The organism is Billgrantia sp. C5P2, from assembly GCF_051062895.2.
The window spans coordinates 4,600,052-4,622,748 of record NZ_CM128542.1; the positions used below are offsets into that span (position 1 = coordinate 4,600,052).

Here is a 22,697-nt window from a genome sequence, read left to right on the forward strand (position 1 = left end):
AGGGGCCCAACGCTTCTACCTGGAGCTAACGGCGTCAGTGCCGGATGAGATAGTCGAAGGCGCCCAGGGCGGCCTTCGAGCCCTCGCCCATGGCGATGACGATCTGCTTGTAGGGCACCGTGGTCACGTCGCCGGCAGCGAAGATGCCCGGCACCGAGGTCATGCCGCGCTCGTCGATCACGATCTCGCCGCGCGGCGACAGCTCGATCGGCGAGTCGGTCAGCCACTCGGTGTTGGGCACCAGGCCGATCTGCACGAAGATACCTTCCAGCTCGAGCGTCTTGATGGCGCCGCTGGCGCGCTCTTCAAAGGTCAGGCCGGTGACGCGGGTGCCGTCGCCGTTGACCTCGGTGGTGCGGGCGCCAAGTACGATCTCGACGTTGGGCAGGCTGCGCAGCTTCTTCTGCAGCACTGCGTCGGCACGCATCTCGTCCATGAACTCGATCAGCGTCACGTGGCCGACGATGCCGGCCAGGTCGATGGCCGCCTCGACGCCGGAGTTGCCGCCGCCGATCACCGCCACGCGCTTGCCCTTGAACAGCGGGCCGTCGCAGTGGGGGCAGTAGGCCACGCCCTTGTTGCGGTACTCGGCTTCGCCGGGCACGTTCATCTCGCGCCAGCGGGCGCCGGTGGAGAGGATCAGCGTCTTGCTCTTGAGGCTGGCGCCGGATTCGAATACCACCTCGTGCTCGCCGCCCTGGTCGGCCGCCGGAATCAGCTTCACGGCACGCTGCAGGTTCATGATGTCGGCTTCATACTCCTTGACGTGCTGTTCCAGCGCCGCGGCCAGCTTGGGGCCTTCGGTGTAGGACACGGAGATGAAGTTCTCGATGGCCATGGTGTCGAGTACCTGGCCACCGAAGCGCTCGGCCGCCACGCCGGTACGGATGCCCTTGCGCGCGGCATAGATGGCCGCCGCCGCACCGGCCGGGCCACCGCCCACTACCAGTACGTCGAAAGCCGCCTTCTCGTTGAGCTTGGCCGCCTCGCGCTGGGCCGCACCGGTGTCGACCTTGGCCAGGATCTGCTCCAGGCTCATGCGGCCCTGATCGAAGGGCTTGCCGTTGAGGTAGATGCTCGGCACCGACATCACCTGGCGCTCTTCGACCTCGTCCTGGAACAGCGCGCCGTCGATGGCGACGTGGCGCACGCCGGGGTTGAGGATCGCCATCAGGTTCAGCGCCTGCACCACGTCGGGGCAGTTCTGGCACGACAGCGAATAGTAGGTCTCGAAGTGCAGCTCGCCCTCGAGCCCCTTGATCTGCGCGATGGTGTCGTCGCTGACCTTGGGCGGATGGCCGCCGACCTGCAGCAGCGCCAGCACCAGCGAGGTGAACTCGTGGCCCATGGGAATGCCGGCGAACACCAGGCCGGTATCCTCGCCGGGACGATTCAGCGCAAAGGAGGGCTTGCGCGCGTCTTCGCCGTCGAGGCGCAGACTGATCTTGTCGCAGAGGCTCTCGATATCCTTGAGCAGCCCATGGAGCTCCTTGGATTTCGCGCCGTCATCGAGGGACGCGACGATCTCGAACGGCTGAGTAACCTTCTGCAGGTAGGCTTTTAGCTGGCTTTTCAGATTGTCGTCCAACATGACCGCGGTTTCCTTCATGTCTGGCTCAAGAACGACGGCAAGAAGCATCCCGAACGCGGACCGAAATCAGCGCGGCAGAAGCTTGCTCGTCTTGGAAAGAGCGCCCGGGCAGTAAAATGCCCGGGCGTGGTACACACGAGGTCAGAGGGTAGCCTCGCGGGCCGCAGGATCGGTTAGATCTTGCCGACCAGGTCTAGGGACGGAGCGAGGGTCTCTTCGCCTTCCTTCCACTTGGCCGGGCAGACCTCGTTCGGGTTGGCGGCGACGTACTGGGCAGCCTTCAGCTTGCGCAGGGTCTCAGAGACGTCGCGGGCGATCGCGTTGTCATGGATCTCCAGGGTCTTGATCACGCCTTCCGGGTTGATCACGAAGGTGCCGCGCAGGGCCAGACCGGCTTCCTCGATGTGCACACCGAAGGCACGGGTCAGCTGGTGAGTCGGGTCACCGACCAGCGGGAACTTGGCCTTGCCCACCGCCGGCGAAGTCTCGTGCCACACCTTGTGCGAGAAGTGGGTGTCGGTAGTGACGATATAGACTTCGGCACCGGCCTTCTTGAACTCCTCGTAGTGCTCGGCGGCGTCCTCGACCTCGGTCGGGCAGTTGAAGGTGAACGCGGCCGGCATGAAGATCACCACGGACCACTGGCCTTTCAGATTCTCGTTGGAAACCTCGACGAACTCGCCGTTGTGGAAAGCGGTAGCCTTGAACGGCTGGACTTCGGTGTTGATCAGGGACATTCAGTAAAGCTCCAAGTCATTGATGGGTGATCCGAATACGGGGCCTATCATATCCATCGCAACCGATAGGCGAAAATTGATTGCCGCCATGGTTCCGATAAGGCTTGTCTATGGTGGCACCCGAGCCTCATTGCAAGGCGACGGCCTCACCCTGACGGTCCAGCGCCAGGAAGCTCTGGGTATTGCCCATCTGCAGCGCTTCGACCATGCGCTGCAGCTGGCGTTCGACGGCATCGTCAGGCACGGCCTTGCCGCCGCTGCCTGATAGTGCCCCGACGAACACGATGTCCCATTCGATCCCGGTACGCTGCGACTCCCTCTCCAGCGCCGCCATGTCGCTGAGCTCCTCGGGGGCCTTGTCGACGCATAGCACCGGAGTGAGGACGCCGCCCTCCCCTTGCTCGAAGCGCTGGCGCTGCTCCGCGGTGGGGTTGTCCGGCAGCTCGGCGCGGGTGAACACGAACAGCAGCCGCTGGGGTTCGGACTGGCGCCGCGCTTCTTCCAGCAGGTCGGCAAAACGGGAAATGGCCAAGGGGACCTCCATGAATAGCAGCCCCCGGCATGGGGCGATGTGTGCGAGCGCCGGCCTGCCCGGCGCTGTTGCGGATACCATAGCGCAATCGCCAGCGGCATGCCTGACCTCGGTCAAGGTGTGGTCTGCGTTCGCGCCGGAAAACGTGCCAGCACTTCACGCGCCTCGTCGCCGCGGAGAATTTCCAGCGGCAGCAGGGTGCCGGGTGGCTGTCGCCGCACCAGCCGCGTGAGGTCGGCGGGCTGCGTCAGGCGCTCGCCAGCAGCCCGCAGGATGACGTCACCCTCCTCCAGCCCCGAACGCTCGGCCACGGAGCCTTCGAGCATGCCCTGAACCTCGACCCCGTCATCATGGGGCGCGACCAAGATGCCCAGTTGCATCGGCGCCTCGGCTTGCGTCGCGCCTTCGGCAAACGCGAACACGGCCCGCGCCAAGCCCTCGGGCGGTGGCTCGCACTCGCCCACCGGCCAGGGCAACAGCACGGCATGTGCAGTCACACCGAGATCATCGAGCTGATGAGGCACGCCGTGGTCGTACTGCAGGTGGCCTTGGCCGATCAGGCCGACCACCAGCTCGTCGGCACCAGCGGCCTCCACCAACCCGGCGGCCATCGCCCGATCCCACACCAGTTGCGCCGCGATGAAGCGCTCGAGCCCCTCGCTGTCGCTTGAGTCTGCGTGCTGAGCATGGATGGCGGCCAGGCGTTCACGATAGTCGGGCAGGGCCTCGGCCGGGGCGGAAATGCCGAAGCGCTCGGCTGCGGGCACCGCCTGCCAGCCCTCTTCGATCAGGCGCCCACGCAGTTCGGGCGTGACGTTGAGGGCCACGAGCGGCACCCGCTGCAGGCGGGCGAAGTGGAGAATCGGCAGGTAGAGCTCGGGATCGAAGCCCCAGGCGCTGTACCATTCGCTCGCTTCGAGAAAGCCCACCTCGTCGAGCTCCCCGGCGACCCAGGCGTCCAGCGCCGGCTGGGCCTCGCGGGGCAGCATCTCCAGACCGATCACCATGTCGGGGCGATGGGCGTGCAGCCCGGCCAGAGTGTGCAACTGCCAGCGGTGGTGGTCCATGCGGTCGTGCTGTTCACCGAGCAGCACCACGTCGCGCCCGGCCAATTCGGCGAACAGCGCAGCGCCATCCTGGCGCTCACCGCCGGGCAGGTACCATTGGCCAGGGTCGGGGCAGGTATCGGCACGCACCGGCAGGGGCGCGAGCATCAGGAGCAGGCAGACCCGCATGGCCAGCACGCGAAACCAGTTGGACGAGTGTCGCATCGGCATCTCCAATCGAACTGCCGACAATGATGCCGCATTGCGCCCCGCCAGGCAGCATCAGGCCGCCCCCTCCTGCACCGCGTCGCCAGCGCTCTCCTCGAAGTGAAACTCCAATTGGGTCGGCTCCAGGCGCGGATCGAGCTCGGCGAAGTGCGGCGTCTCCAGCGTGGGCACCGCCACGAAGGGCTCCTGCTCGATCTCTTCCACCGGCACGCCGGGACGACGGCGCAGACGCAGCGCCACGAACAGCGCCAGGATGAGCGAGGCGCCGCCGAGGAAGACCCACAATCCATCGGGACCGATCGCCTGCATCACCAGCGAGGCCGAGAACGGACCGATGATCGAGCCGATACCATACCAGATCATCAGCTTGGCATTGGCGGCCACGATTTCGCCGGGCTCCAGCCAATCGTTGGTGTGGGCCAGGCTCAGCGCATAGAGAGTGTGCAGCATGGCGGTATGGAAGCAGGCCGCCAGCACCAGCATCCAGAAGTCGATGCGTACCATCATCGACACGAAGGCCCCCGAGATCGTCATCACCACGGCCATGCCGAGGATTACCTTGCGCCGGTCGATGCGATCGGAGAGTCGGCCCAGCCCCCACTGGGCGAACAGCGCCACCATGGTGGTGATCGCCATGAAGCGGGCCGTCTCGCCGGTGGTAAGGCCAATCTCCTGGCCATAGAAGGGCGTCATGGCGAAGAAGGCCTGCACCATCATGCCGGCGGTGAAGGCGCCCACCAGCCCCACCGGAGCGCGCTTGAACAGTGCCTTAAGGCGAATCTTCCGGGGCTGGATGTCGTGGGTCTGGCGCGGGCCGTGGATGCGCACGATCGACAGCGGCACCAGGGCCAGGGCGAACAGCATGCCAACGATGGAGAACAGCGCCGGCCCGGCCGGGTCGGACAGGTTGAGCATCCACTGCCCACCGGCCAGCGACAGGGTCGAGATGATCATGTAGAGCGCCAGCACCCGGCCGCGGTTGTCGTTGGTCGACTCGCCCGACACCCACGACTCCATCACCATCAGCATGCCCGCCGTCGCCACCCCGCCAAGCAGCCGCCAGGCCAGCCAGGCCCAGGGGTTGACCCACAGGCCATGGAGCATGGCGGTGACCGCCAGGATCCCCGCGCAGGCGGCGAAGACGCGGATATGGCCGACGCTGCGGATGCGCTTCTCCAACGCATAGCTGCCCAGCACGAAGCCCAGCGAGAAGCTCGACATCAGCAGGCCCGCCATGTGCGAGGGGAAGCCCTCGATGGACATACGCACCCCGAGCAGGGTCATGATCAGGCCGTGGCCGAGCAGGAAACTGATTTCGCAGACGAACAGGATCGGAAGGGTCGCCGGTAGACTGCGCAAGATGTCACTCCATTGACGTGGCCGAATGCATCCCGGGCGAACGCCTGCCCGGGGCCAAGAAATCGCTGGCCTGAGTGTAGGAAGCCCTCTCCCTTCCGCGCCAGTCTGCCCATGGCGCATTGCCGTTCCCATTGAGTGCGGTCTACGCTGAAATGACCATGCATACCTCGATCAGGCTTATGGAGGTGTTAGATGGCAGGGATGCACAACGCGGCATGCCGTCGCCTGGGCTGGCTCGCCGCCCTGCTGGGCATCGCCTGGCTGACTGCCGCCGGCGCGGAAGAGCGTACGGCGTCACCCGATGAGGGCGCGGCGGACCCCGCCGAGACCATCGAGCCGCCCGACATCGACACCGGCCAGCACGGCACCAGCAGCGGCATTACCCAGTCGGACATGAATCAGGAAGAAGAGGGCTCCGGCAGCGGCCAGACCCAGGGCGACGACATGCGCCAGACCCCCGCGGCGGGCTCCGATGCCGGCCCTTCTCACGAAGTCCAGACGCCCGAAGGCGAAGAAGAAGATAACGAAGAGCAAACCATGCCCGACGAGCCGCTGGGCGCCGAGGACGAAGGCCGGCGAGAGGATGGCGAGCCGCAGAGCAGCAACGAAGGTTAGGCAGTGCCGTGACGCCGCGTCCCGAGTCGTCCGGCAGCGCCTGCCAAGAACCGCTACGCTTTGCGTAGGACAGGCACAGGCGGCGCAATGCCTGCCGCGTGCGGCGAATGACAAGACGGTGACAAGACCGACCGTGACAGCCACCAGGCAGAACAAGAGGGTACAGAAACCAGGCAGGAGGCCCCATGACCCTTCGGGTGACACGCAGACAATTCTTCAAGCTAGGAGCGGCGGGAATGGCCACGTCCAGCATGGCCATGATGGGCTTCGCCCCGGAACCCGCCGTCGCCTCGATACGCCATTTCAAGCTGACCGGCGCCAAGATCACGCGCAGCAACTGCACCTACTGTTCGGTGGGCTGCGGCGTGCTGCTCTACAGCCGGGGCGATGCGGCGATCAACAATGTCGACGACATCTACCACGTGGAGGGCGACCCGGACCATCCGGTGAGCCGCGGCTCGCTGTGCCCCAAGGGCGCCGGGCTGCTCGACTATATCCAGAGCGACTCCCGGCTGCGCTATCCCCAGGTGCGTGAAGCCGGCAGCGACGAGTGGAAGCGGATCGGCTGGGACGAGGCGCTGGATCGCATCGCGCGCCACATGAAGGACGACCGCGACGCCAACTTCGTCGCCGACGCCGGTGGCAACACCGTCAATCACTGGATCTCGACGGGCATGCTGGCGGCCTCCGCGTCGACCAACGAGACCGCCTATCTGACCCACAAGGTGGTACGCAGCCTCGGCATGGTGGCCTTCGACAACCAGGCGCGCGTCTGACACGGACCGACGGTGGCAGGTCTTGCCCCAACATTCGGTCGCGGTGCCATGACCAATCACTGGGTCGATATCCGCAACGCCGATCTGATCATCGCCATGGGCGGCAACCCCGCCGAAGCGCACCCCGTGGGCTTTCGCTGGGTGATGGAGGCGCGCGAGCACAACGATGCGCGGCTGCTGGTGGTGGATCCCCGCTTCAACCGCACGGCGGCGGTAGCGGATTTCTACGCCGAGATCCGGACAGGTACCGACATCGCCTTCCTCGGCGGCTTGATCAACTACCTGATCGAGAGCGGCCGGTTCCAGCAGGACTACGTGCGCGCCTATACCGATGCCAGCCTGGTCGTCAGCCCCGAGTTCGGCTTCGACGACGGCCTGTTCACCGGCTACGACGCCGACAGCGGCGAATACGACAAGTCGAGCTGGCAGTACGATTACGACGACGACGGCCACGCCCGGCGTGACGAGACGCTGCAGCACCCGCGCTGCGTCTTCCAACTGCTGCGCCGGCACTACAGCCGCTACACCCTCGACGTGGTGCATTCCGTGTGCGGCACGCCGAAAGAGAAGATCCAGCGGATCTGGGACATGGTTGCCGAGACGGCCGCGCCCGACAAGACCATGACCTTCCTCTACGCGCTGGGCTGGACGCAGCACTCGATCGGCTCGCAGATCATCCGCACGGCGGCCATCGTCCAGCTGCTGCTGGGCAACATGGGCATGCGCGGTGGCGGGGTCAACGCCCTGCGCGGGCACTCCAACATCCAGGGCCTGACCGATCTCGGCCTGCTCTCCAACCTGTTGCCCGGCTACCTGAGGCTGCCTCGCGCCGACGAGCAGGAGTACGAAGCGTACATCCTGGAGCGGGCACGGCCGCCCCTGGTGGAGGACGAGGTCTCCTACTGGCGCCATTACGAGCGCTTCCACGTCAGCCTGATGAAGGCGTGGTTCGGCGATGCCGCCAGCGAGGGGAACGACTGGTGCTACGACTGGCTACCGAAGCTGGGCGAGGATCTCTACGACATCCTGCACACCTTCGAGCGCATGCATCGGGGCGAGGTGAACGGCTATATCTGCCAGGGCTTCAACCCGCTGGCGGCCTTCCCCCATAAGGCCAAGATCACCGAGTCGTTGTCGCAGCTGAAATACCTGGTGGTGATCGATCCACTGCGCACCGAGACGGCGGAGTTCTGGAAGAACCACGGCGAGTTCCACGACGTGGACCCGGCCACGATCGACACCGAGGTGTTCCGCCTGCCCACCACCGCCTTCGCCGAAGAGGACGGTACCATCGTCAACAGCTCGCGCTGGCTGCAGTGGTTCTGGGCCGCGGCGCCCCCTCCGGGTGAGGCGCGCTCCGACACGGCGATCATGGCCGGCATCTTCCTGCGCCTGCAGCGTCTCTACCAAGAGGAGGGAGGTGCCTTCCCCGATCCGATCCTCAACCTGCACTGGCCCTATCGCCGCCCCGAGGAACCGAGCCCCGAGGAGCTGGCACGCGAGTACAACGGCTGGGCGCTGGAGGACGTCTTCGACGAGGAGCGCAACCTGGTGATCCGTGCCGGCGAGCAGGTCGAAGACTTCGGCATGCTGCGCGCCGACGGCTCCACCGCCTGCGGCTGCTGGCTGTTCGCCGGCTGCTGGACCGAGGACGGCAACCAGATGGTGCGGCGCGACAACTCCGATCCCTACGGCACCGGGCAGACACTGGGCTGGGCCTGGTCGTGGCCCGCCAACCGCCGCATTCTCTACAACCGCGCCAGTGCTCGTCCCGACGGTACGCCCTGGGCGGCGCGCAAGGCCGTGGTGTGGTGGAACGGCCAGCGCTGGGTCGGCAACGACGTGCCCGACTTTCCGTCCACTTCCGCCCCCGGCGACGGCCAGGCGCCGTTCATCATGAACCAGACCGGGCGCGGTCAGATCTTCGCCCGCGATCGCATGAACGAAGGGCCGCTCCCCGAGCACTACGAGCCTTTCGAGACGCCGATCGCCAACAATCCGCTGCACCCGGACAATCCCCTGGCCAAGCACAACCCGGGGGCCAGGGTATTCGAACAGGACCGCGCGAACTTCGGAACCTTCGAGGAGTTCCCCCACGCCGCGACCAGCTATCGCCTGACCGAGCACTTCCACTACTGGACGATGCACAACCGGCTCAATGCCATCGCCCAGCCGGAGAAGTTCGTCGAGATCGGCACAAGCCTGGCCGAGGAGCTGGGCATTGCCAAGGGCGACCGCGTGCGGGTCAGCTCCAAGCGCGGCTTCATCGAGGCTGTGGCGGTGGTGACCAAGCGCATCCGCCCGCTGCAGGTCGCCGGCCAGACCGTGCATCAGGTCGGTATCCCGCTGCATTGGGGCTTCCTCGGCGAGACGAAGAAGTCCTACCTGACCAACACCCTGACGCCATCCGTCGGCGACGCCAATACCCAGACGCCGGAATACAAGTCGTTCCTGGTGCGGGTCGAGAAGCTATAGGGCAAGGCACAAGGAGGCGAAACGACATGAGAGGCGACCAGATCAACCTGCAGAACGTCATCGCCCGGTCGGCGACTCAGGTGCCCTCGCCCCGGGAGCGCAGCGGCGGTGTCGACCGCGTGACCAAGCTGATCGACGTGTCGCGCTGCATCGGCTGCAAGGCGTGCCAGGTGGCCTGCGCCGAGTGGAACGACCTGCGCGACGAGGTCGGCGAATGCGTCGGCGAATATGACAACCCGCTCGATCTCTCGCCGGATACCTGGCAGGTGATGCGCTTCGACGAATACGAGGACGAGCAAGGCAACCTCGAGTGGCTGATCCGCAAGGACAACTGCATGCACTGCGCCGAACCGGGCTGCCTCGAGGCGTGCCCGGCGCCCGGCGCCATCGTCCAGTACGCCAACGGCATCGTCGACTTCAATTCGGAGCACTGCATCGGCTGCGGTTACTGCGTATCGGGCTGCCCCTTCGACGTGCCGCGCATCTCGAAGAAGGACCACAAGGCCTACAAGTGCACGCTGTGCTCCGATCGGGTATCCAACGGCCTGGAGCCGGCCTGCGTGAAGTCCTGCCCGACCGGCTCGATCATGTTCGGCACCCGCGACGACATGCTCGACCTGGCCGAGACCCGCACGAGCTTCCTCAAGCGCCGCGGCTACGACAACGCCGGGGTCTACAACCCCGAAGGAGTCGACGGCACCCATGTGATCTACGTGCTGCAGCACGCCGACAGGCCGGGGCTCTACAGCCACCTGCCGGAGGATCCTCGCATCAGCCCGCTGGTCGACGCCTGGAAGGGCGTGACCAAGCCGCTGGCATCGGTGGCGATCGGCCTGGCCGCCCTGACCGGCTTCTTCCACTACGTCACCGCCGGCCCCAAGGAGCATGGCGAGGAGGACGAAGCGGCGGTGCGCGAGGACGACGCCCGCGAACGTGAACGGGAGGAACGCCCATGAGCCTGGCCAAATCGGACCCTGAACTGCAGCGCTACAGCGTATGGAACCGCCTCAATCACTGGCTCGTCGCGATCAGCTTCGTGCTGCTGGTATTGAGCGGGCTGCCGTTCTTCCACCCCTTCTTCTGGTCGCTGACGGCACTGTTCGGCGGGCCGACCATGACCCGTATCCTGCATCCCTACATCGGCCTGTTCATGACCCTGATGTTCCTCTTCATGGCGGTCGCCTTCTTCAGGGAGAGCCTGATCCGCCGTCGCGACGTCCAATGGCTCAGGCAGATCCGCGACGTGCTGGCCAATCGCGACGAGAAGCTGCCGCCGGTGGGCAAGAACAACGCCGGCCAGAAGCTGGTGTACTGGATCATGCTCGGCTGCATCGCCCTGCTGCTGGTCACCGGCCTGCTGATCTGGCAGCCCTACTTCGCCGGGGCCGTCCCCATCACCCTGCGTCGGCTGGCGTCGCTGGGGCACGCCCTCTTCGCCTTTCTCGCCATCATCACCCTGATCATCCACGTCTACTCGGGAATCTGGGTCAAGGGATCGTTCCAGGCCATGGTGCGTGGCCGGGTCAGTTGGGCCTGGGCACGCCATCATCACAGTCTGTGGTACGAGGAGGAGCGCGAGAGGGCGCGCAAGCACCGCGCGATCAGCCGCCACCACGCGGCACCAACGAACCGACAGGAGTCGCCGTGACACACGCCTTCGGCAATGCCCCCACGGGGGTGATGCATCCCCCCGAGGTCCGCCTGCCCAACGACGACCATTTCGCCCGCCGCGCCCGGCGTTTGGGGGCACTCGCCGACCGCGTCGCTTCGCTGGACGACTTCCTGCGCTTCATGGCGCAACTGACCCGGGCCCAGCAGGTTGCGCTGGAGCATGCCACGCCGCGCTGGCAGCCCCAGCCCGACGCCTTCGCCCCGGCGCTGGAGCACGGCATGCCGCCGCTCAACGTTCAGGCACTGCGCGGCGACATCGACCTCGAAGCCGAGCTCAACGCCCTGTTGAGCGCGCTCGAACTCCACGTCGGCCAGGCCCAGCGCCCCCTGCTCGACATCCTGCGCCAGCTGTCGGCGGCAGAGGTCGATCGGCTGGCGGGCGAGGTGCTGGCAGGCGAAGCCGGCAACGAGCGAACCCGCGGCCTGATGCCACTGGTGGCCGCCGCGCTGCAGGTGGCCTGGCTTCGCATGGCACTCACGCTGCCCCAGGCACCGGCGCGCCCCATCGGCGAGGTACGCACCCTTTGTCCCAGCTGCGGCTCGCCACCGCTGGCCAGCGTGATCGAGTCCGATCCGCAGTACCACGGCGTGCGCTACCTGCAGTGCGGGCTGTGCGCCACCCAGTGGTACCTGGAGCGCTCCATCTGCAGCGTCTGCGAGCAGAGCGGTAAGCTCGACTACCTGAGCCTGGCGCAAGGGAGCGATGGAGCCGTCCCCCTGCCGGCGCAGGCCGAGGCCTGCGGCGACTGCGGCAGCTACCTCAAGATTTTCCCGCGTTCGCTCGACCCCGAGGTCGAACCGCTGGCCGACGACCTGGCCAGCCTCGCGCTCGACCTGCTGCTCGACGAGGAGGGACGCTACCGGCGCAGCGGGGCCAACCCACTGCTGATCGTCGAGAGCTGAGACAGTGCAGTTGGACGCCTTCCGGTCCGACATGCTATGCCATGAAAGATGACTATCCTTGTGGATGACTCTCCCTCGTAGGCAGGGAATGACCGACACCGGCATGGACATGACGACAATGGACGTTCGACGCAGCCTGCCCGCGGTGGATGCACTGCTGGCCCATCCCGATGTGCACGAGGCCCGACAGCGATTCGGTCATCGCCTCACCCGCCGCGCCGTGCGCCAGACCCTGGACGAGGCCCGCCACGACCTGGCGCAGGCGGGCTCTTCTCCCGACGAACCCGCCCTGGACGACCTGGCACGACGGGTGCTGAGCCGCCTGGTCGAACTGGCCCGGCCCGCCAGCCGCGCGGTGTTCAATCTCACCGGCACGGTCATCCACACCAACCTGGGCCGTTCGCCGCTCGCCGAGGCGGCCATCGAGGCCATGGCGCAAGCGGCGCGCCACCCGGTGGCGCTGGAATACGACCTCGACAGCGGCGGCCGCGGCGATCGCGACCGGCTGGTAGAAGGGCTGCTGTGCGAGCTGACCGGCGCCGAGGCGGCCACCGTGGTCAACAACAATGCCGGCGCCGTACTGCTGGCCCTGGGGGCGCTGGCCGCGGGCCGCGAGGCGTTGATCTCGCGTGGCGAACTGATCGAGATCGGCGGCGCCTTCCGCATGCCCGACATCATGGCCGCGGCGGGCTGCCGCCTGCGCGAGGTGGGCGCCACCAACCGCACCCACGCGAGCGACTTCGAGACGGCCATCGGCGAGCATACCGGGCTGATCGTCAAGGCCCACACCTCCAACTACGCCATCACCGGCTTTACCAGCAGCGTCCCCGAGACCCGCCTGGCCGAGATCGCCCACAGCCACGGCATTCCCTTCCTGATCGACCTCGGCAGCGGCGCGCTGGCCGACTTCACCGCGCTCGACCTGCCCTACGAGGCGCAACCCGGTGACGCCATCGGCGCCGGCGCCGACGTGGTCACCTTCAGCGGCGACAAGCTGCTGGGCGGCCCCCAGGCCGGCATCATCGTCGGCCGTCACGAGGCCATCGCCACCATCAAGCGTCATCCACTCAAGCGCGCCCTGCGCCTGGACAAGCTGACCCTGGCCGCACTCGAGGCGACACTACGTCTCTACCGCGACAGCGACGCCCCGCAGCACGACATTCCCACCCTGGCGCAGCTGACCCGCCCGGAGGCCGCCATCGCCGCCACCGGCGAGCGGCTGCTTCCGCATGTGCAGCGCTTGCTTCCTGGCATTGCGGTGACGCTGGAACAGTGCCTGAGCCAGCTCGGCAGCGGTTCGCTGCCGGTCGACCGCCTGCCCAGCAGGGCGCTGGCATGGCGCCCCGAGGTCAACCAACGTCGCCTGCGCGAGCGCTGCCTGCGACGCCTCGAGTCGGCCCTGCGCGCCCTGCCCCGCCCCGTCATCGGCCGGCTCAGCGACGGTGCCCTGTATCTCGACCTGCGCTGCCTGGCCGGAGCGGCCGACGAGACGGCCTTCCTGGATCAGCTGGAAGAACTGCAACGGCGCTACGCGACCAGCACGTCGAGCAGCATGGCCAACGAGGGAAGGAGTGCGGCCAGCGAAGGGGCAGGACGCAGTGCGACCAACGAGACAGAGAGCGTCAGCGTCATACACGGAGGCACGCCTTGATCGTCGGCACCGCCGGCCATGTCGACCATGGCAAGACTGCCCTGATCCAACAACTCACCGGTATCGACACCGACCGCCTGAAGGAGGAGAAAGCGCGCGGGCTGACCATCGAGCCCGGCTTCGCCTATCCCGAGGTGGCCGACGGCGTCGAGCTCGGTTTCGTCGACGTGCCCGGACACGCCCGCTTCCTCCACCACATGCTGGCGGGCAGCGCCGGCGTCGACACGGTACTGCTGGTGGTGGCCGCCGACGACGGCGTCATGCCGCAGACCGTCGAGCACCTGCAGATCCTTACCCTGCTGGGGCTCGACCGCGGCCTGGTGGCGCTGACCAAGATCGACCGGGTCGACGCCGCGCGCCGCCGCCAGGTGCGTGAGGAGATCGCCGCGCTGCTGGCCGCTACACCGCTGGCCGGAGCGCCGATTGTCGAAGCCTCCAGCCACAGCGGCGAAGGCGTGGAAGCGCTGCGCGACAGGCTATGGACCCTGGCGGCCACCCAGCGTGCCATCCCGACCCAGGGCCATTTTCGTCTTGCCGTCGACCGGGTCTTCACCAAGTCCGGCGCCGGGCTGGTGGTGACCGGCACGGCCTTCGCCGGCCAGGTGTGCCAGGGCGACGGGGTACGCCTGGTACCGGCCGGCCTGACCGCGCGAGTGCGGGGAATACGGCGGCAACACCGCGACAGCGAGCGGGCGCAGCAGGGCGATCGCGTGGCGCTCAACCTCGCCGGGCCGGGCATCAACCGCGACGCGATTCAGCGCGGCGACTGGGTCGTGGCCGAAGCGCTGGAGACGCCACCGCTGCGACGCCTCGATGTCCAGCTGCAACTGCTCGACGGCGCGCCGGCACTCAAGCACTGGGCGCCGATCCATGCACACCTGGGTGTGGCCCGGCTCAGCGGACGAATGTCGCTGCTCGAGGGTCAGCGGCTTGCGCCGGGCGAGCGCATGCTGGGCCAGTTGGTGCTCGACGCCCCGGTGCACGCCTGCCTCGGCGATCGCTTCGTGATCCGCGACCCCGGCGGGCGCCTCACCCTGGGCGGCGGCGTGGTGCTCGACGGCGCCCCGCCGCGCCGCGGCCAGCGCCGTCCCGAGCGCCTCGCCTGGCTTTCGGCACTGGCCGAGTGCGCCGTCGCCGGGCCGCCGTTCGACCTCGACCCGCTGCTGCGCCAAGCACTGGATCGACGGCCCGAAGGGTTCGACTTGATCGCCATGGCAAGCAATGCCAATGCGGAGGCGGCGGAGCTGACCGCGCGGACCAAGGCGCTGGGCGGCCAGATCATCGCCACCCAGGGCCAGCTCCGCGGCTTCTCGCAGGGAACCATCGTCGCGCTGCTGGAACGCCTGCTCGGTGCCGTCGCGGCCAACCACGCGCACGAACCTTCGATGCTCGGCACCGAGCGCAGTCGGCTGGCGCGCCAGACCATGCCTGAACTGCCCGCGCCGGTTTGCCGGGAACTGCTGAGGATATTGGTCGAGCGCGGGGCGCTGGTCGCCCACGGGCCCTTCGTCGCCCTTCCGGAACATCGCGCGGCACTGAACGAGGTCGACGAAACGCTGTGGCAGCAACTCGAACCGCTCATCGCCGCCACTCCCTTCCAGCCGCCGAGGGTGCGCGACCTGGCCATGAGCGAAAGCCTTGATGAGGCGCGTATCCGCGAAGTCCTCATCGCCTGTGCCCGTCTGGGCCGGCTATATCAGGTGCGCCGCGATCACTTCTACCTGGCCGAGACGGTGACCGAAATGGCGGCCATCGTGCAGGCGCTGGCTCAGGAGCAAGGCCGGATACGCGCGGCCGCCTTTCGCGACCGCCTCGGCACCGGCCGCAAGCTGTCCATTCACATTCTCGAATTCTTTGATAGGGTAGGCTTTACGCGCCGCATCGGTGACGAGCGTGTGATTCGCCACGCCGACATGTGGCAGTAGCCCGGAGCACTGTCGGCGAAATGCTCAAGGAAGAGGATCGACCCCCGGTGGGGCGGCCAGACTTCAAATCTGGCAGGGGCTGCCAGCGGTCCCTGGTGGGTTCGACTCCCACGCTCTTCCGCCAGCTTCCCCGCGCTTAACCGCTGATCACCACCCTGGTGCCGATCCGCAGCCACGGATCCAGCGCACGGATCTCCTCGTTGCTGACCGCCACGCAGCCTTCGGTCCAGTCGAAGCTGCGATGAACGTCGGGGTCACCTCGGCCCAGGCCATGAATACCGATCAGCCCGCCCAGCGAAGTGGTATGCGGCGCCCGGCCGTGGCGCGCGCGGTAATTCTCGATGTACCAGTACTCCTGCGGCGTGATCCTGCCGAGCCGCAGCGCTTCCTCGGCGACCTGAACATTGGGATAGTCGAAGCCGAAGAACAGCCCGAAGCGCGAGGCGCGGTTGATGCGATCGACGCGGAACTCGCCCAGCGGCGTCATCGAGCTGCCCTTGGCCCGCAGCGGCGCCGCGCCGCCTGCCCCGAAGGCCAAATGCTCGATGCGTGTGATCACCGTCTCGCCGCGCATCACCCGTACCTGGCGAGTGCGCAGATCGATGCTGAGCCAGACCTCGTCGGCCGTCAGTCCTTCGGGCATGACCACCGCATCCAGCACCTGCCAGAGCGTCGGCTGGCCAGCCTGCATGCCATCGAGAGAAGCGGGAAGATTGGCCTGTGCCGCCGGCCCAAACGTCAAGAAGCCTGCCGTCAAGGCGGCAGCCTGGAAAAATGCCCTGTTCATGAGCCCCTGCCCCGTGCGTAATGGAGTTATAGCTGTCGGCTTGGAACCGATCGGTTATTTATTCAGGCCAGCCGTGGCCCGCGCCACGATGGTCATGGCACGACTCCCTTCGACGGATGCTTCACATGGCAAGGACGTGAAAGAGCGCTCTGCGGCGCTCTTGGAGTTGGCCTTCGCTTCGGACCCAGGGCCCGGCTGCACGGCCATTGGCCGGGCCATGAGACGCATAAGTCGAATATAGCACAGGGCGATTAAGGCGAAAGAGGGGGGGGCGCCTGGTATCGTTGAAAAACGTGATCCCGCCGGCTCAAGCACTCGCCGGCCTGGCTTCTCCCTGGCTTTGCCCCAGCCGCTCGATGGCCTGCCTGGCCAGAGGAGAAAGTTGGCTGCCGTCCTCGCGCAGGTAGTCGATGATCTGGCGCTTCATGCTGCGAGCCCAGAACTTCTTCAGGTGGGTATGGATGCGTTCAGCGGCGTCGCCGTAGTGCGCATTGTTGATGGCGATCTGGTTCGCCATATGGATCAGGGTGTCGAGCTGGCTGCGGCTCATGGCGACATCAACCTCCGCTGGCATGGAATGCCGGCACCGTCTCGGTAGCCGGCTGATGATAGATGACGTGGCGTCCCGGGCGGGCGAAGCCGACCAGTTTCAGCCCCGCCTGGCGCGCCAGCTCGATGGCAAGCGAGGTGGACGCCGATACCGCGACCAGGCAGCCGATGCCGGCACTGGCGCACTTCTGCACCATCTCGTAGCTGGCCCGGCTGGAGACCAGCACGAAGCCGTGGTGCGGGTCGAGACGACGCTTCAGCATGGCGCCGATCAGCTTGTCCAGGGCGTTGTGGCGGCCGACGTCCTCGCGCGCCAGCTGCACCTGCCCGTCGAGATCGCACCAGGCGGCACCGTGGGTGGCACCGGTCTCGCGCTGCAGCGGTTGATGCCACTTCAGGGCATCCAATGCATGCTGGATGGCAGCGTCTTCCACCCTCGGCGCCGTTACCGAAACCACCGGGCGAATCGCCTGTTCCAGCGACTCGGTACCGCACAGGCCACAGCCGGTGCGGCCCGCCAGGCTACGCCGGCGCTGCTTGAGTTCCATGAAGCGCTGGGCAGCGATATCGAGGTGCACGGCAATGCCGGCCGCTTCTTCTCGCACCTCGATCCCGTAGAGTTCCTCGGGCTCTTCGAGGATCCCTTCGGTAAAGCTGAAGCCGAGGGCGAAGTCCTCCAGGTCGGCGGGCGTGGCCATCATCACGGCATGGGAAATGCCGTTGTAGACCAGCGCCACCGGGGTCTCCACCGCGATGCTGTCCTCCAACCGCTCGGCGCCGCCACCTCCCCGACGCACATCCACCGGGGCCCGGCAGCGGCTGGGGTCGTCACTCATTCGCACGCTCCGCTGAGGGCTGCTTGCCTTCGTTCTTGCCACCGCGAAGCAACTCGAGCTGCAGCCGGTCGAAGCTCTGGAACTGGCGCTGCCAAGTTGACGGCTGGCTGACCTTCTCGACCTGCACGGCGGTCACCTTGTACTCCGGGCAGTTGGTCGCCCAGTCGGAGCTGTCGGTGGTGATCACGTTGGCCCCGCTGCCCGGGTGGTGGAAGGTAGTGTAGACCACTCCCGGCGGCATGCGGTCGCTGACCCGGGCGCGCAGTACCGTCTGACCGGCGCGGCTGGTGATGCCGACCCAGTCGCCGTCGCGCACGCCGCGCAGCTCGGCGTCAGATGGGTGCAGCTCGAGCACGTCCTCGTCGTGCCAGGCCTGGTTGTCGGTGCGCCGGGTCTGGGCGCCGACGTTGTACTGGGAGAGGATGCGCCCGGTGGTGAGCAGCAGCGGGAAGCGGCGGTTGGAGCGCTCTTCGCTGGCCACGTAGTCGGTGATGGCGAACTGGCCGAGACCGATGGGAAAGTCCTCGATGTGCATGGTCGGCATGCCCTTCGGGTACACCTCGTTGCACGGCCACTGGATGCTGCCCAGCTCGTCGAGCCGCGCGTAGCTGACGCCGGTGAAGCTCGGCGTGAGGCTGGCGATCTCGTCCATGATCTGCGCCGGGTGGTCGTAGTGCATGGGGTAGCCCAGCGCATTGGCCAGGTCCACGGTCACTTCCCAGTCCTGCTTGCCGGCCAGCGGCGGCATCACCTTGCGCACCCGGTTGATGCGCCGCTCGGCGTTGGTGAAGGTGCCGTCCTTCTCCAGGAAGGAGGAGCCCGGCAGCAGCACGTGGGCGAACTTGGCCGTCTCGTTGAGGAAGATGTCCTGCACGATCAGGCACTCCAGCGAGCGCAGTGCCAGCTCGACGTGCTGGGTGTTGGGGTCGGATTGGGCGATATCCTCGCCCTGCACGTAGAGCGCCTTGAATTCGCCGGCAACCGCGGCATCGAACATGTTGGGGATGCGCAGCCCCGGCTCGTCGTCGATGGGCACGCCCCAGGCTGCCTCGAAGCGTTCGCGCACCGCCGCGTCGCCGACGTGCTGATAGCCCGGCAGCTCGTGGGGGAAGGAGCCCATGTCGCAGGAGCCCTGGACGTTGTTCTGTCCGCGCAGCGGGTTGACGCCCACGCCCTCGCGACCGATGTTGCCGGTGGCCAGCGCCAGGTTGGCGATCCCCATCACCATGCTCGAGCCCTGGCTGTGCTCGGTGACGCCGAGACCGTAGTAGATCGCGCCATTGGGTGCGTTGGCATAGGTGCGCGCCGCACGGCGCACCTGCTCGGCGGGCACACCGGTAATCGCCTCGACGTTCTCGGGCGAGTGGCGTTCCTCGAGGATGAACTCGCGCCAGGCCAGGTAGCCCGACTCATCGCAGCGCTTGGCGATGAACTCGCGATCCTCCAGTCCCTCGCTGATCACCACGTGAGCCAGGGCGTTGACCATCGCCACGTTGGTGCCGGGACGCAGGGCAAGATGCTGGGCGCCGTGATGATGCGGCGTCTTGAGCAGATCGATACGCCGCGGATCGACGACGATCAGTTCGGCGCCCTGGCGCAGGCGCCGGCGCATCTGTGAGGCGAACACCGGGTGGGCGTCGGTGGGGTTGGCGCCGATGACGACGATGGCATCGGCCTTCATCACCGAATCGAAGGTCTGGGTGCCGGCGGACTCGCCCAGGGTCGCCTTGAGGCCGAAGCCGGTGGGCGAGTGACACACCCGCGCACAGGTGTCGGTGTTGTTGTTGCGGAAAGCCGCGCGCACCAGCTTCTGCACCAGGTAGGTTTCCTCGTTGGTACAGCGCGACGAGGTGATGCCGCCGATGCTCTCGCGGCCATACTTGGCCTGGATCGCCTTGAGCCGCTCGGCGGCGAAGGTGATCGCCTCTTCCCAGCCCACCTCGCGCCAGGGCTGGTCGATCGACTCGCGGATCATCGGCGTTTTCAGACGATCCGGATGGGTGGCATAGCCGAAGGCGAAGCGACCCTTCACGCAGGAGTGGCCGTGGTTGGCGTCGCCACCCTTGTACGGCACCATGCGCACCACCCGATCGCCCTGCATCTCGGCCTTGAACGAGCAGCCCACGCCGCAGTAGGCGCAGGTGGTGACCACGCTGTGCTCCGGCTGGCCCTGCTCGATCACCGACTTCTCCATTAGCGTCGAGGTCGGACAGGCCTGCACGCAAGCACCGCAGGAAACGCACTCGGAATCCATGAACGCCTCGCTCTGCCCGGCGGCGACCTTGGACTCGAAGCCGCGCCCCTCGATGGTCAGGGCGAAGGTGCCCTGCACCTCCTCGCAGGCGCGCACGCAGCGTGAGCAGACGATGCACTTGCTGGGGTCGAAGCTGAAATAGGGGTTGGAATCGTCGGTCTCGGCCGCCAGGTGGTTCTCGCCGTCGAAGCCATAGCGCACCTCGCGCAGGCCCACCGCGCCGGCCATGTCCTGCAGCTCGCAGTCGCCGTTGGCCGGGCAGGTCAGGCAGTCCAGCGGGTGATCGGAGATGTAGAGCTCCATCACGTTGCGCCGCAGCTTGGCGAGCCGCGCGTTCTGCGTAGTGACCTGCATGCCGGCCTCGACCGGCGTAGTGCAGGAGGCCGGTAGCCCGCGCCTGCCCTCGATCTGCACCGCGCACAGGCGGCAGGAGCCGAACGCCTCGAGGTTATCCGAGGCGCACAGCTTGGGAATGTTGATGTCGGCGAGTGCCGCGGCGCGCAGCACCGAGGTGCCCTCGGGCACGGTGATCTCGGTGCCATCGATCTCGAGGGTGACGAGCTTTTCCGAAAGCCGCGCCGGGGTGCCGTAGTCGCGCTCCGGTGAAACGTGCTTGGGATCGTAGTAGTGCAACATGTCGTACCTCCTCCCGCTCAACGCTGCTGCGCGTCGCGTTGCAGGTCTTCGGGAAAGTGATTCATCACGCTCTGCACGGGGAAGGGCGTCATGCCGCCCATCGCACAGAGGGAGCCGTCAACCATGGTCTCGCACAGGTCACCCAGCAGCGCCAGATTGGCCTCGCGGTTGTCGCCTGCGCGAATGCGGTCGATCACCTCGACGCCGCGCACCGCGCCGATACGGCAGGGGGTGCATTTGCCGCAAGACTCCACGGTGCAGAACTCCATGGCAAAGCGTGCCTGTTCGGCCATGTCCACCGTGTCGTCGAACATCACCACGCCGCCGTGGCCGACCCCCGCGCCGACTTCGGCGAAGGCCTCGTAGTCGAGCGGCAGGTCCCACTGGCTTTCGGGCAGGTAGGCGCACAGCGGGCCGCCGACCTGCACCGCGCGCAGCGGCCGTCCGTTGAAGGTACCGCCACCGAAGTCCTCCATCAGCTCGCGCAGAGTGGTACCGAAAGCGAGCTCCACCAGCCCGCCGCGCTTGACGTTGCCGGCCAGTTGCAGTGCCAGAGTGCCCCGCGAGCGGCCCATGCCGTAGTCGGCGTAGGCCGTGGCCCCGTGGGCGAGAATGAAGGGTACCGCGGCCAGCGACAGGACGTTGTTGACCACCGTGGGCTGGCCGAACAGCCCCTCGATCGCCGGCAGCGGCGGCTTGAAGCGCACCATGCCGCGCTTGCCTTCGAGGCTCTCGAGCAGTGAGGTCTCCTCGCCGCAGATGTAAGCACCGGCACCGAGTCGCACTTCGAGATCGAAGCGCCGGCCGCTGCCGAGAATATCGGCGCCGAGATAGCCGGCGGCCTCGGCGCGGGCAATCGCCTCATCGAAGATCTCGTGAGCCAGTGGGTATTCCGAACGCAGGTAGATGTAGCCCTGAGTGGCACCCACGGCGAGGCCGGCGATGGCCATACCCTCGATCAGCAGGTAGGGGTCGCACTCCATCACCAGGCGGTCGGCGAAGGTACCGGAATCGCCCTCGTCGGCGTTGCAGACGATGTACTTCTGTTCGGCGGGGGCAGCGAGTACCGTCTGCCACTTGATGCCGGTAGGGAACGCCGCCCCGCCGCGACCGCGCAGGCCGGAGGCCTTGACCTCGTCAACGATGGCCTGGGGCTCGAGCGAGAGCGCCCGTTCCAGGCCGCGGAAGCCGTCGTGGGCCCGGTAGTCGTCGATGGAGAGTGGATCAGTGACGCCGATGCGCGAGAAGGTCAGGCGCTGCTGGGCCTGCAGGTAGGGAATCGACTCGGTCGGTCCCTGGCAGAGGGGTGGCATGTTGCTGCCTTCGAGCAGCCCGGCGTCGAACAGGCCGGCCACGTCGCCGGGCTCGACCGGCCCGTAGGCGATGCGCCCCGCGGCGGTCTCGACCTCCACCATCGGCTCCAGCCAGAACAGCCCGCGGGAGCCGTTGCGCACCAGCTCGACCTCGGCACCGCGTGCGACCGCCTCCGCCTCGATGCGTGCGGCAACCTCGTCGGCACCGAGCGCGAGCGCCGTGGTTTCGCGGGGAACGAAGATTCTGACGCTCATCAGCTCACCTCCAGCACTTGGGTGGTCATCTCGTCGACCAGGCGATCGAATTTCTCGGGCGTGACCCGGCCGTGGATGCGGTCACCGATGCGCAGCGACGGGCCGCAGGCACAGTTGCCCAGGCAGTAGACCGGCTCCAGGGTGATCTCGCGATCGGCGGTGGTCTGGTGGTAATCGATACCGAGCGTCGAGCGCGCATGCATCTCCAGCGCCCGCGAGCCGCGCGCCTGGCACGCCTCGGCGCGGCAGATCTGCACCACATGGCGTCCCGGTGGCGCGCTGCGGAAATGGTGATAGAAGCTGATTACGCCGTGCACCTCGGCACGCGTCAGCTGCAGCGATTCGGCGATGATCGGCACTGCCTCGCGCGGTATGTAGCCGCAGCGATCCTGGATCGCATGCAGGATGGGCAGCAGGGCTCCCGGTTTGTGCTTCAGGGCGTCGATCTCGTCCCGAACCAGTTGGGGGGTCCACGGTTGGAAGGTGCTGTTGAGCATGGCCTGGCCTCGAAGCGAACGTATGGCGCCTATTCCTGCACCGGTACGTTCGAAGCTGCTG

The 22,697-nt window shown here is 67.0% G+C and carries 18 protein-coding genes and 1 tRNA gene; 8 read left to right on the forward strand and 11 right to left on the reverse strand.

Going from position 1 to position 22,697, the window contains the following annotated elements:
* Positions 1 to 34: 34 nt before the first annotated feature.
* The 5 genes from ahpF to ACRWQA_RS21475 form a co-directional block, all read right to left on the reverse strand.
* A complete protein-coding gene (gene ahpF / locus ACRWQA_RS21455; RefSeq protein ID WP_263581735.1) occupies positions 35 to 1,591 on the reverse strand; it encodes an alkyl hydroperoxide reductase subunit F in 1,557 nt (518 codons plus the stop codon).
* 173 nt (positions 1,592 to 1,764) lie between these two features.
* A complete protein-coding gene (gene ahpC / locus ACRWQA_RS21460) occupies positions 1,765 to 2,328 on the reverse strand; it encodes an alkyl hydroperoxide reductase subunit C (RefSeq protein ID WP_263581736.1) in 564 nt (187 codons plus the stop codon).
* A 127-nt stretch (positions 2,329 to 2,455) separates the two neighbouring features.
* Entirely contained in the window at positions 2,456 to 2,860 is a 405-nt protein-coding gene (locus tag ACRWQA_RS21465; RefSeq protein WP_263581737.1) for a ribonucleotide reductase subunit alpha, read from the reverse strand.
* 113 nt (positions 2,861 to 2,973) lie between these two features.
* Positions 2,974 to 4,131, reverse strand: a complete 1,158-nt coding sequence (locus ACRWQA_RS21470) for a ChaN family lipoprotein (protein WP_434231918.1) — start codon at positions 4,129 to 4,131, stop codon at positions 2,974 to 2,976.
* 57 nt (positions 4,132 to 4,188) lie between these two features.
* Positions 4,189 to 5,493, reverse strand: a complete 1,305-nt coding sequence (locus tag ACRWQA_RS21475) for an MFS transporter (RefSeq protein ID WP_434231915.1) — start codon at positions 5,491 to 5,493, stop codon at positions 4,189 to 4,191.
* A gap of 192 nt (positions 5,494 to 5,685) precedes the next feature.
* On the opposite strand from ACRWQA_RS21475, the gene ACRWQA_RS21480 reads away from it, so the two are divergent.
* The 8 genes from ACRWQA_RS21480 to ACRWQA_RS21515 all read left to right on the forward strand — a co-directional run bounded on the left by ACRWQA_RS21480 (position 5,686) and on the right by ACRWQA_RS21515 (position 15,633).
* Complete coding sequence (locus ACRWQA_RS21480; RefSeq protein WP_434231912.1) at positions 5,686 to 6,108, forward strand: hypothetical protein; 423 nt, start codon at positions 5,686 to 5,688, stop codon at positions 6,106 to 6,108.
* A gap of 260 nt (positions 6,109 to 6,368) precedes the next feature.
* Positions 6,369 to 9,359: a formate dehydrogenase-N subunit alpha gene (fdnG, locus tag ACRWQA_RS21485; protein WP_487247147.1), complete on the forward strand. Its 2,991-nt coding sequence runs from the start codon at positions 6,369 to 6,371 to the stop codon at positions 9,357 to 9,359.
* Between the two features lie 26 nt (positions 9,360 to 9,385).
* Complete coding sequence (gene fdxH / locus ACRWQA_RS21490) at positions 9,386 to 10,315, forward strand: formate dehydrogenase subunit beta (protein ID WP_434231907.1); 930 nt, start codon at positions 9,386 to 9,388, stop codon at positions 10,313 to 10,315.
* Positions 10,312 to 11,007, forward strand: coding sequence for a formate dehydrogenase subunit gamma (locus ACRWQA_RS21495; RefSeq protein WP_263581743.1), 696 nt, complete (start codon positions 10,312 to 10,314; stop codon positions 11,005 to 11,007). Before fdxH ends, ACRWQA_RS21495 begins: the two co-directional genes overlap by 4 nt.
* Positions 11,004 to 11,933, forward strand: coding sequence for a formate dehydrogenase accessory protein FdhE (gene fdhE / locus ACRWQA_RS21500; RefSeq protein ID WP_434231904.1), 930 nt, complete (start codon positions 11,004 to 11,006; stop codon positions 11,931 to 11,933). Before ACRWQA_RS21495 ends, fdhE begins: the two co-directional genes overlap by 4 nt.
* Before the next feature lie 103 nt (positions 11,934 to 12,036).
* Positions 12,037 to 13,584, forward strand: coding sequence for an L-seryl-tRNA(Sec) selenium transferase (gene selA / locus ACRWQA_RS21505; protein ID WP_446326227.1), 1,548 nt, complete (start codon positions 12,037 to 12,039; stop codon positions 13,582 to 13,584).
* Positions 13,581 to 15,509: a selenocysteine-specific translation elongation factor gene (gene selB / locus ACRWQA_RS21510; protein ID WP_434231900.1), complete on the forward strand. Its 1,929-nt coding sequence runs from the start codon at positions 13,581 to 13,583 to the stop codon at positions 15,507 to 15,509. The genes selA and selB overlap by 4 nt, the downstream gene beginning before the upstream one ends.
* Positions 15,510 to 15,537: 28 nt before the next feature.
* A tRNA-Sec gene (locus ACRWQA_RS21515) sits at positions 15,538 to 15,633 on the forward strand.
* 12 nt (positions 15,634 to 15,645) lie between these two features.
* On the opposite strand, the gene ACRWQA_RS21520 is transcribed toward ACRWQA_RS21515, so the two are convergent.
* The 6 genes from ACRWQA_RS21520 to ACRWQA_RS21545 all read right to left on the reverse strand — a co-directional run bounded on the left by ACRWQA_RS21520 (position 15,646) and on the right by ACRWQA_RS21545 (position 22,636).
* Positions 15,646 to 16,296 (reverse strand): L,D-transpeptidase family protein, encoded by a 651-nt coding sequence (locus ACRWQA_RS21520; RefSeq protein WP_434231897.1) that lies wholly within the window; start codon positions 16,294 to 16,296, stop codon positions 15,646 to 15,648.
* A gap of 307 nt (positions 16,297 to 16,603) precedes the next feature.
* Positions 16,604 to 16,846, reverse strand: coding sequence for a formate dehydrogenase subunit delta (locus tag ACRWQA_RS21525; RefSeq protein ID WP_263581748.1), 243 nt, complete (start codon positions 16,844 to 16,846; stop codon positions 16,604 to 16,606).
* A gap of 7 nt (positions 16,847 to 16,853) precedes the next feature.
* Positions 16,854 to 17,681, reverse strand: coding sequence for a formate dehydrogenase accessory sulfurtransferase FdhD (fdhD, locus tag ACRWQA_RS21530; RefSeq protein ID WP_263581749.1), 828 nt, complete (start codon positions 17,679 to 17,681; stop codon positions 16,854 to 16,856).
* Complete coding sequence (fdhF, locus tag ACRWQA_RS21535; RefSeq protein WP_434231894.1) at positions 17,674 to 20,571, reverse strand: formate dehydrogenase subunit alpha; 2,898 nt, start codon at positions 20,569 to 20,571, stop codon at positions 17,674 to 17,676. The genes fdhD and fdhF overlap by 8 nt, the downstream gene beginning before the upstream one ends.
* Positions 20,572 to 20,588: 17 nt before the next feature.
* On the reverse strand, positions 20,589 to 22,139 hold the full coding sequence (locus ACRWQA_RS21540; RefSeq protein ID WP_434231892.1) for a formate dehydrogenase beta subunit: 1,551 nt from the start codon (positions 22,137 to 22,139) through the stop codon (positions 20,589 to 20,591).
* On the reverse strand, positions 22,139 to 22,636 hold the full coding sequence (locus ACRWQA_RS21545) for a formate dehydrogenase subunit gamma (RefSeq protein ID WP_263581752.1): 498 nt from the start codon (positions 22,634 to 22,636) through the stop codon (positions 22,139 to 22,141). Before ACRWQA_RS21545 ends, ACRWQA_RS21540 begins: the two co-directional genes overlap by 1 nt.
* Positions 22,637 to 22,697: the final 61 nt, after the last annotated feature.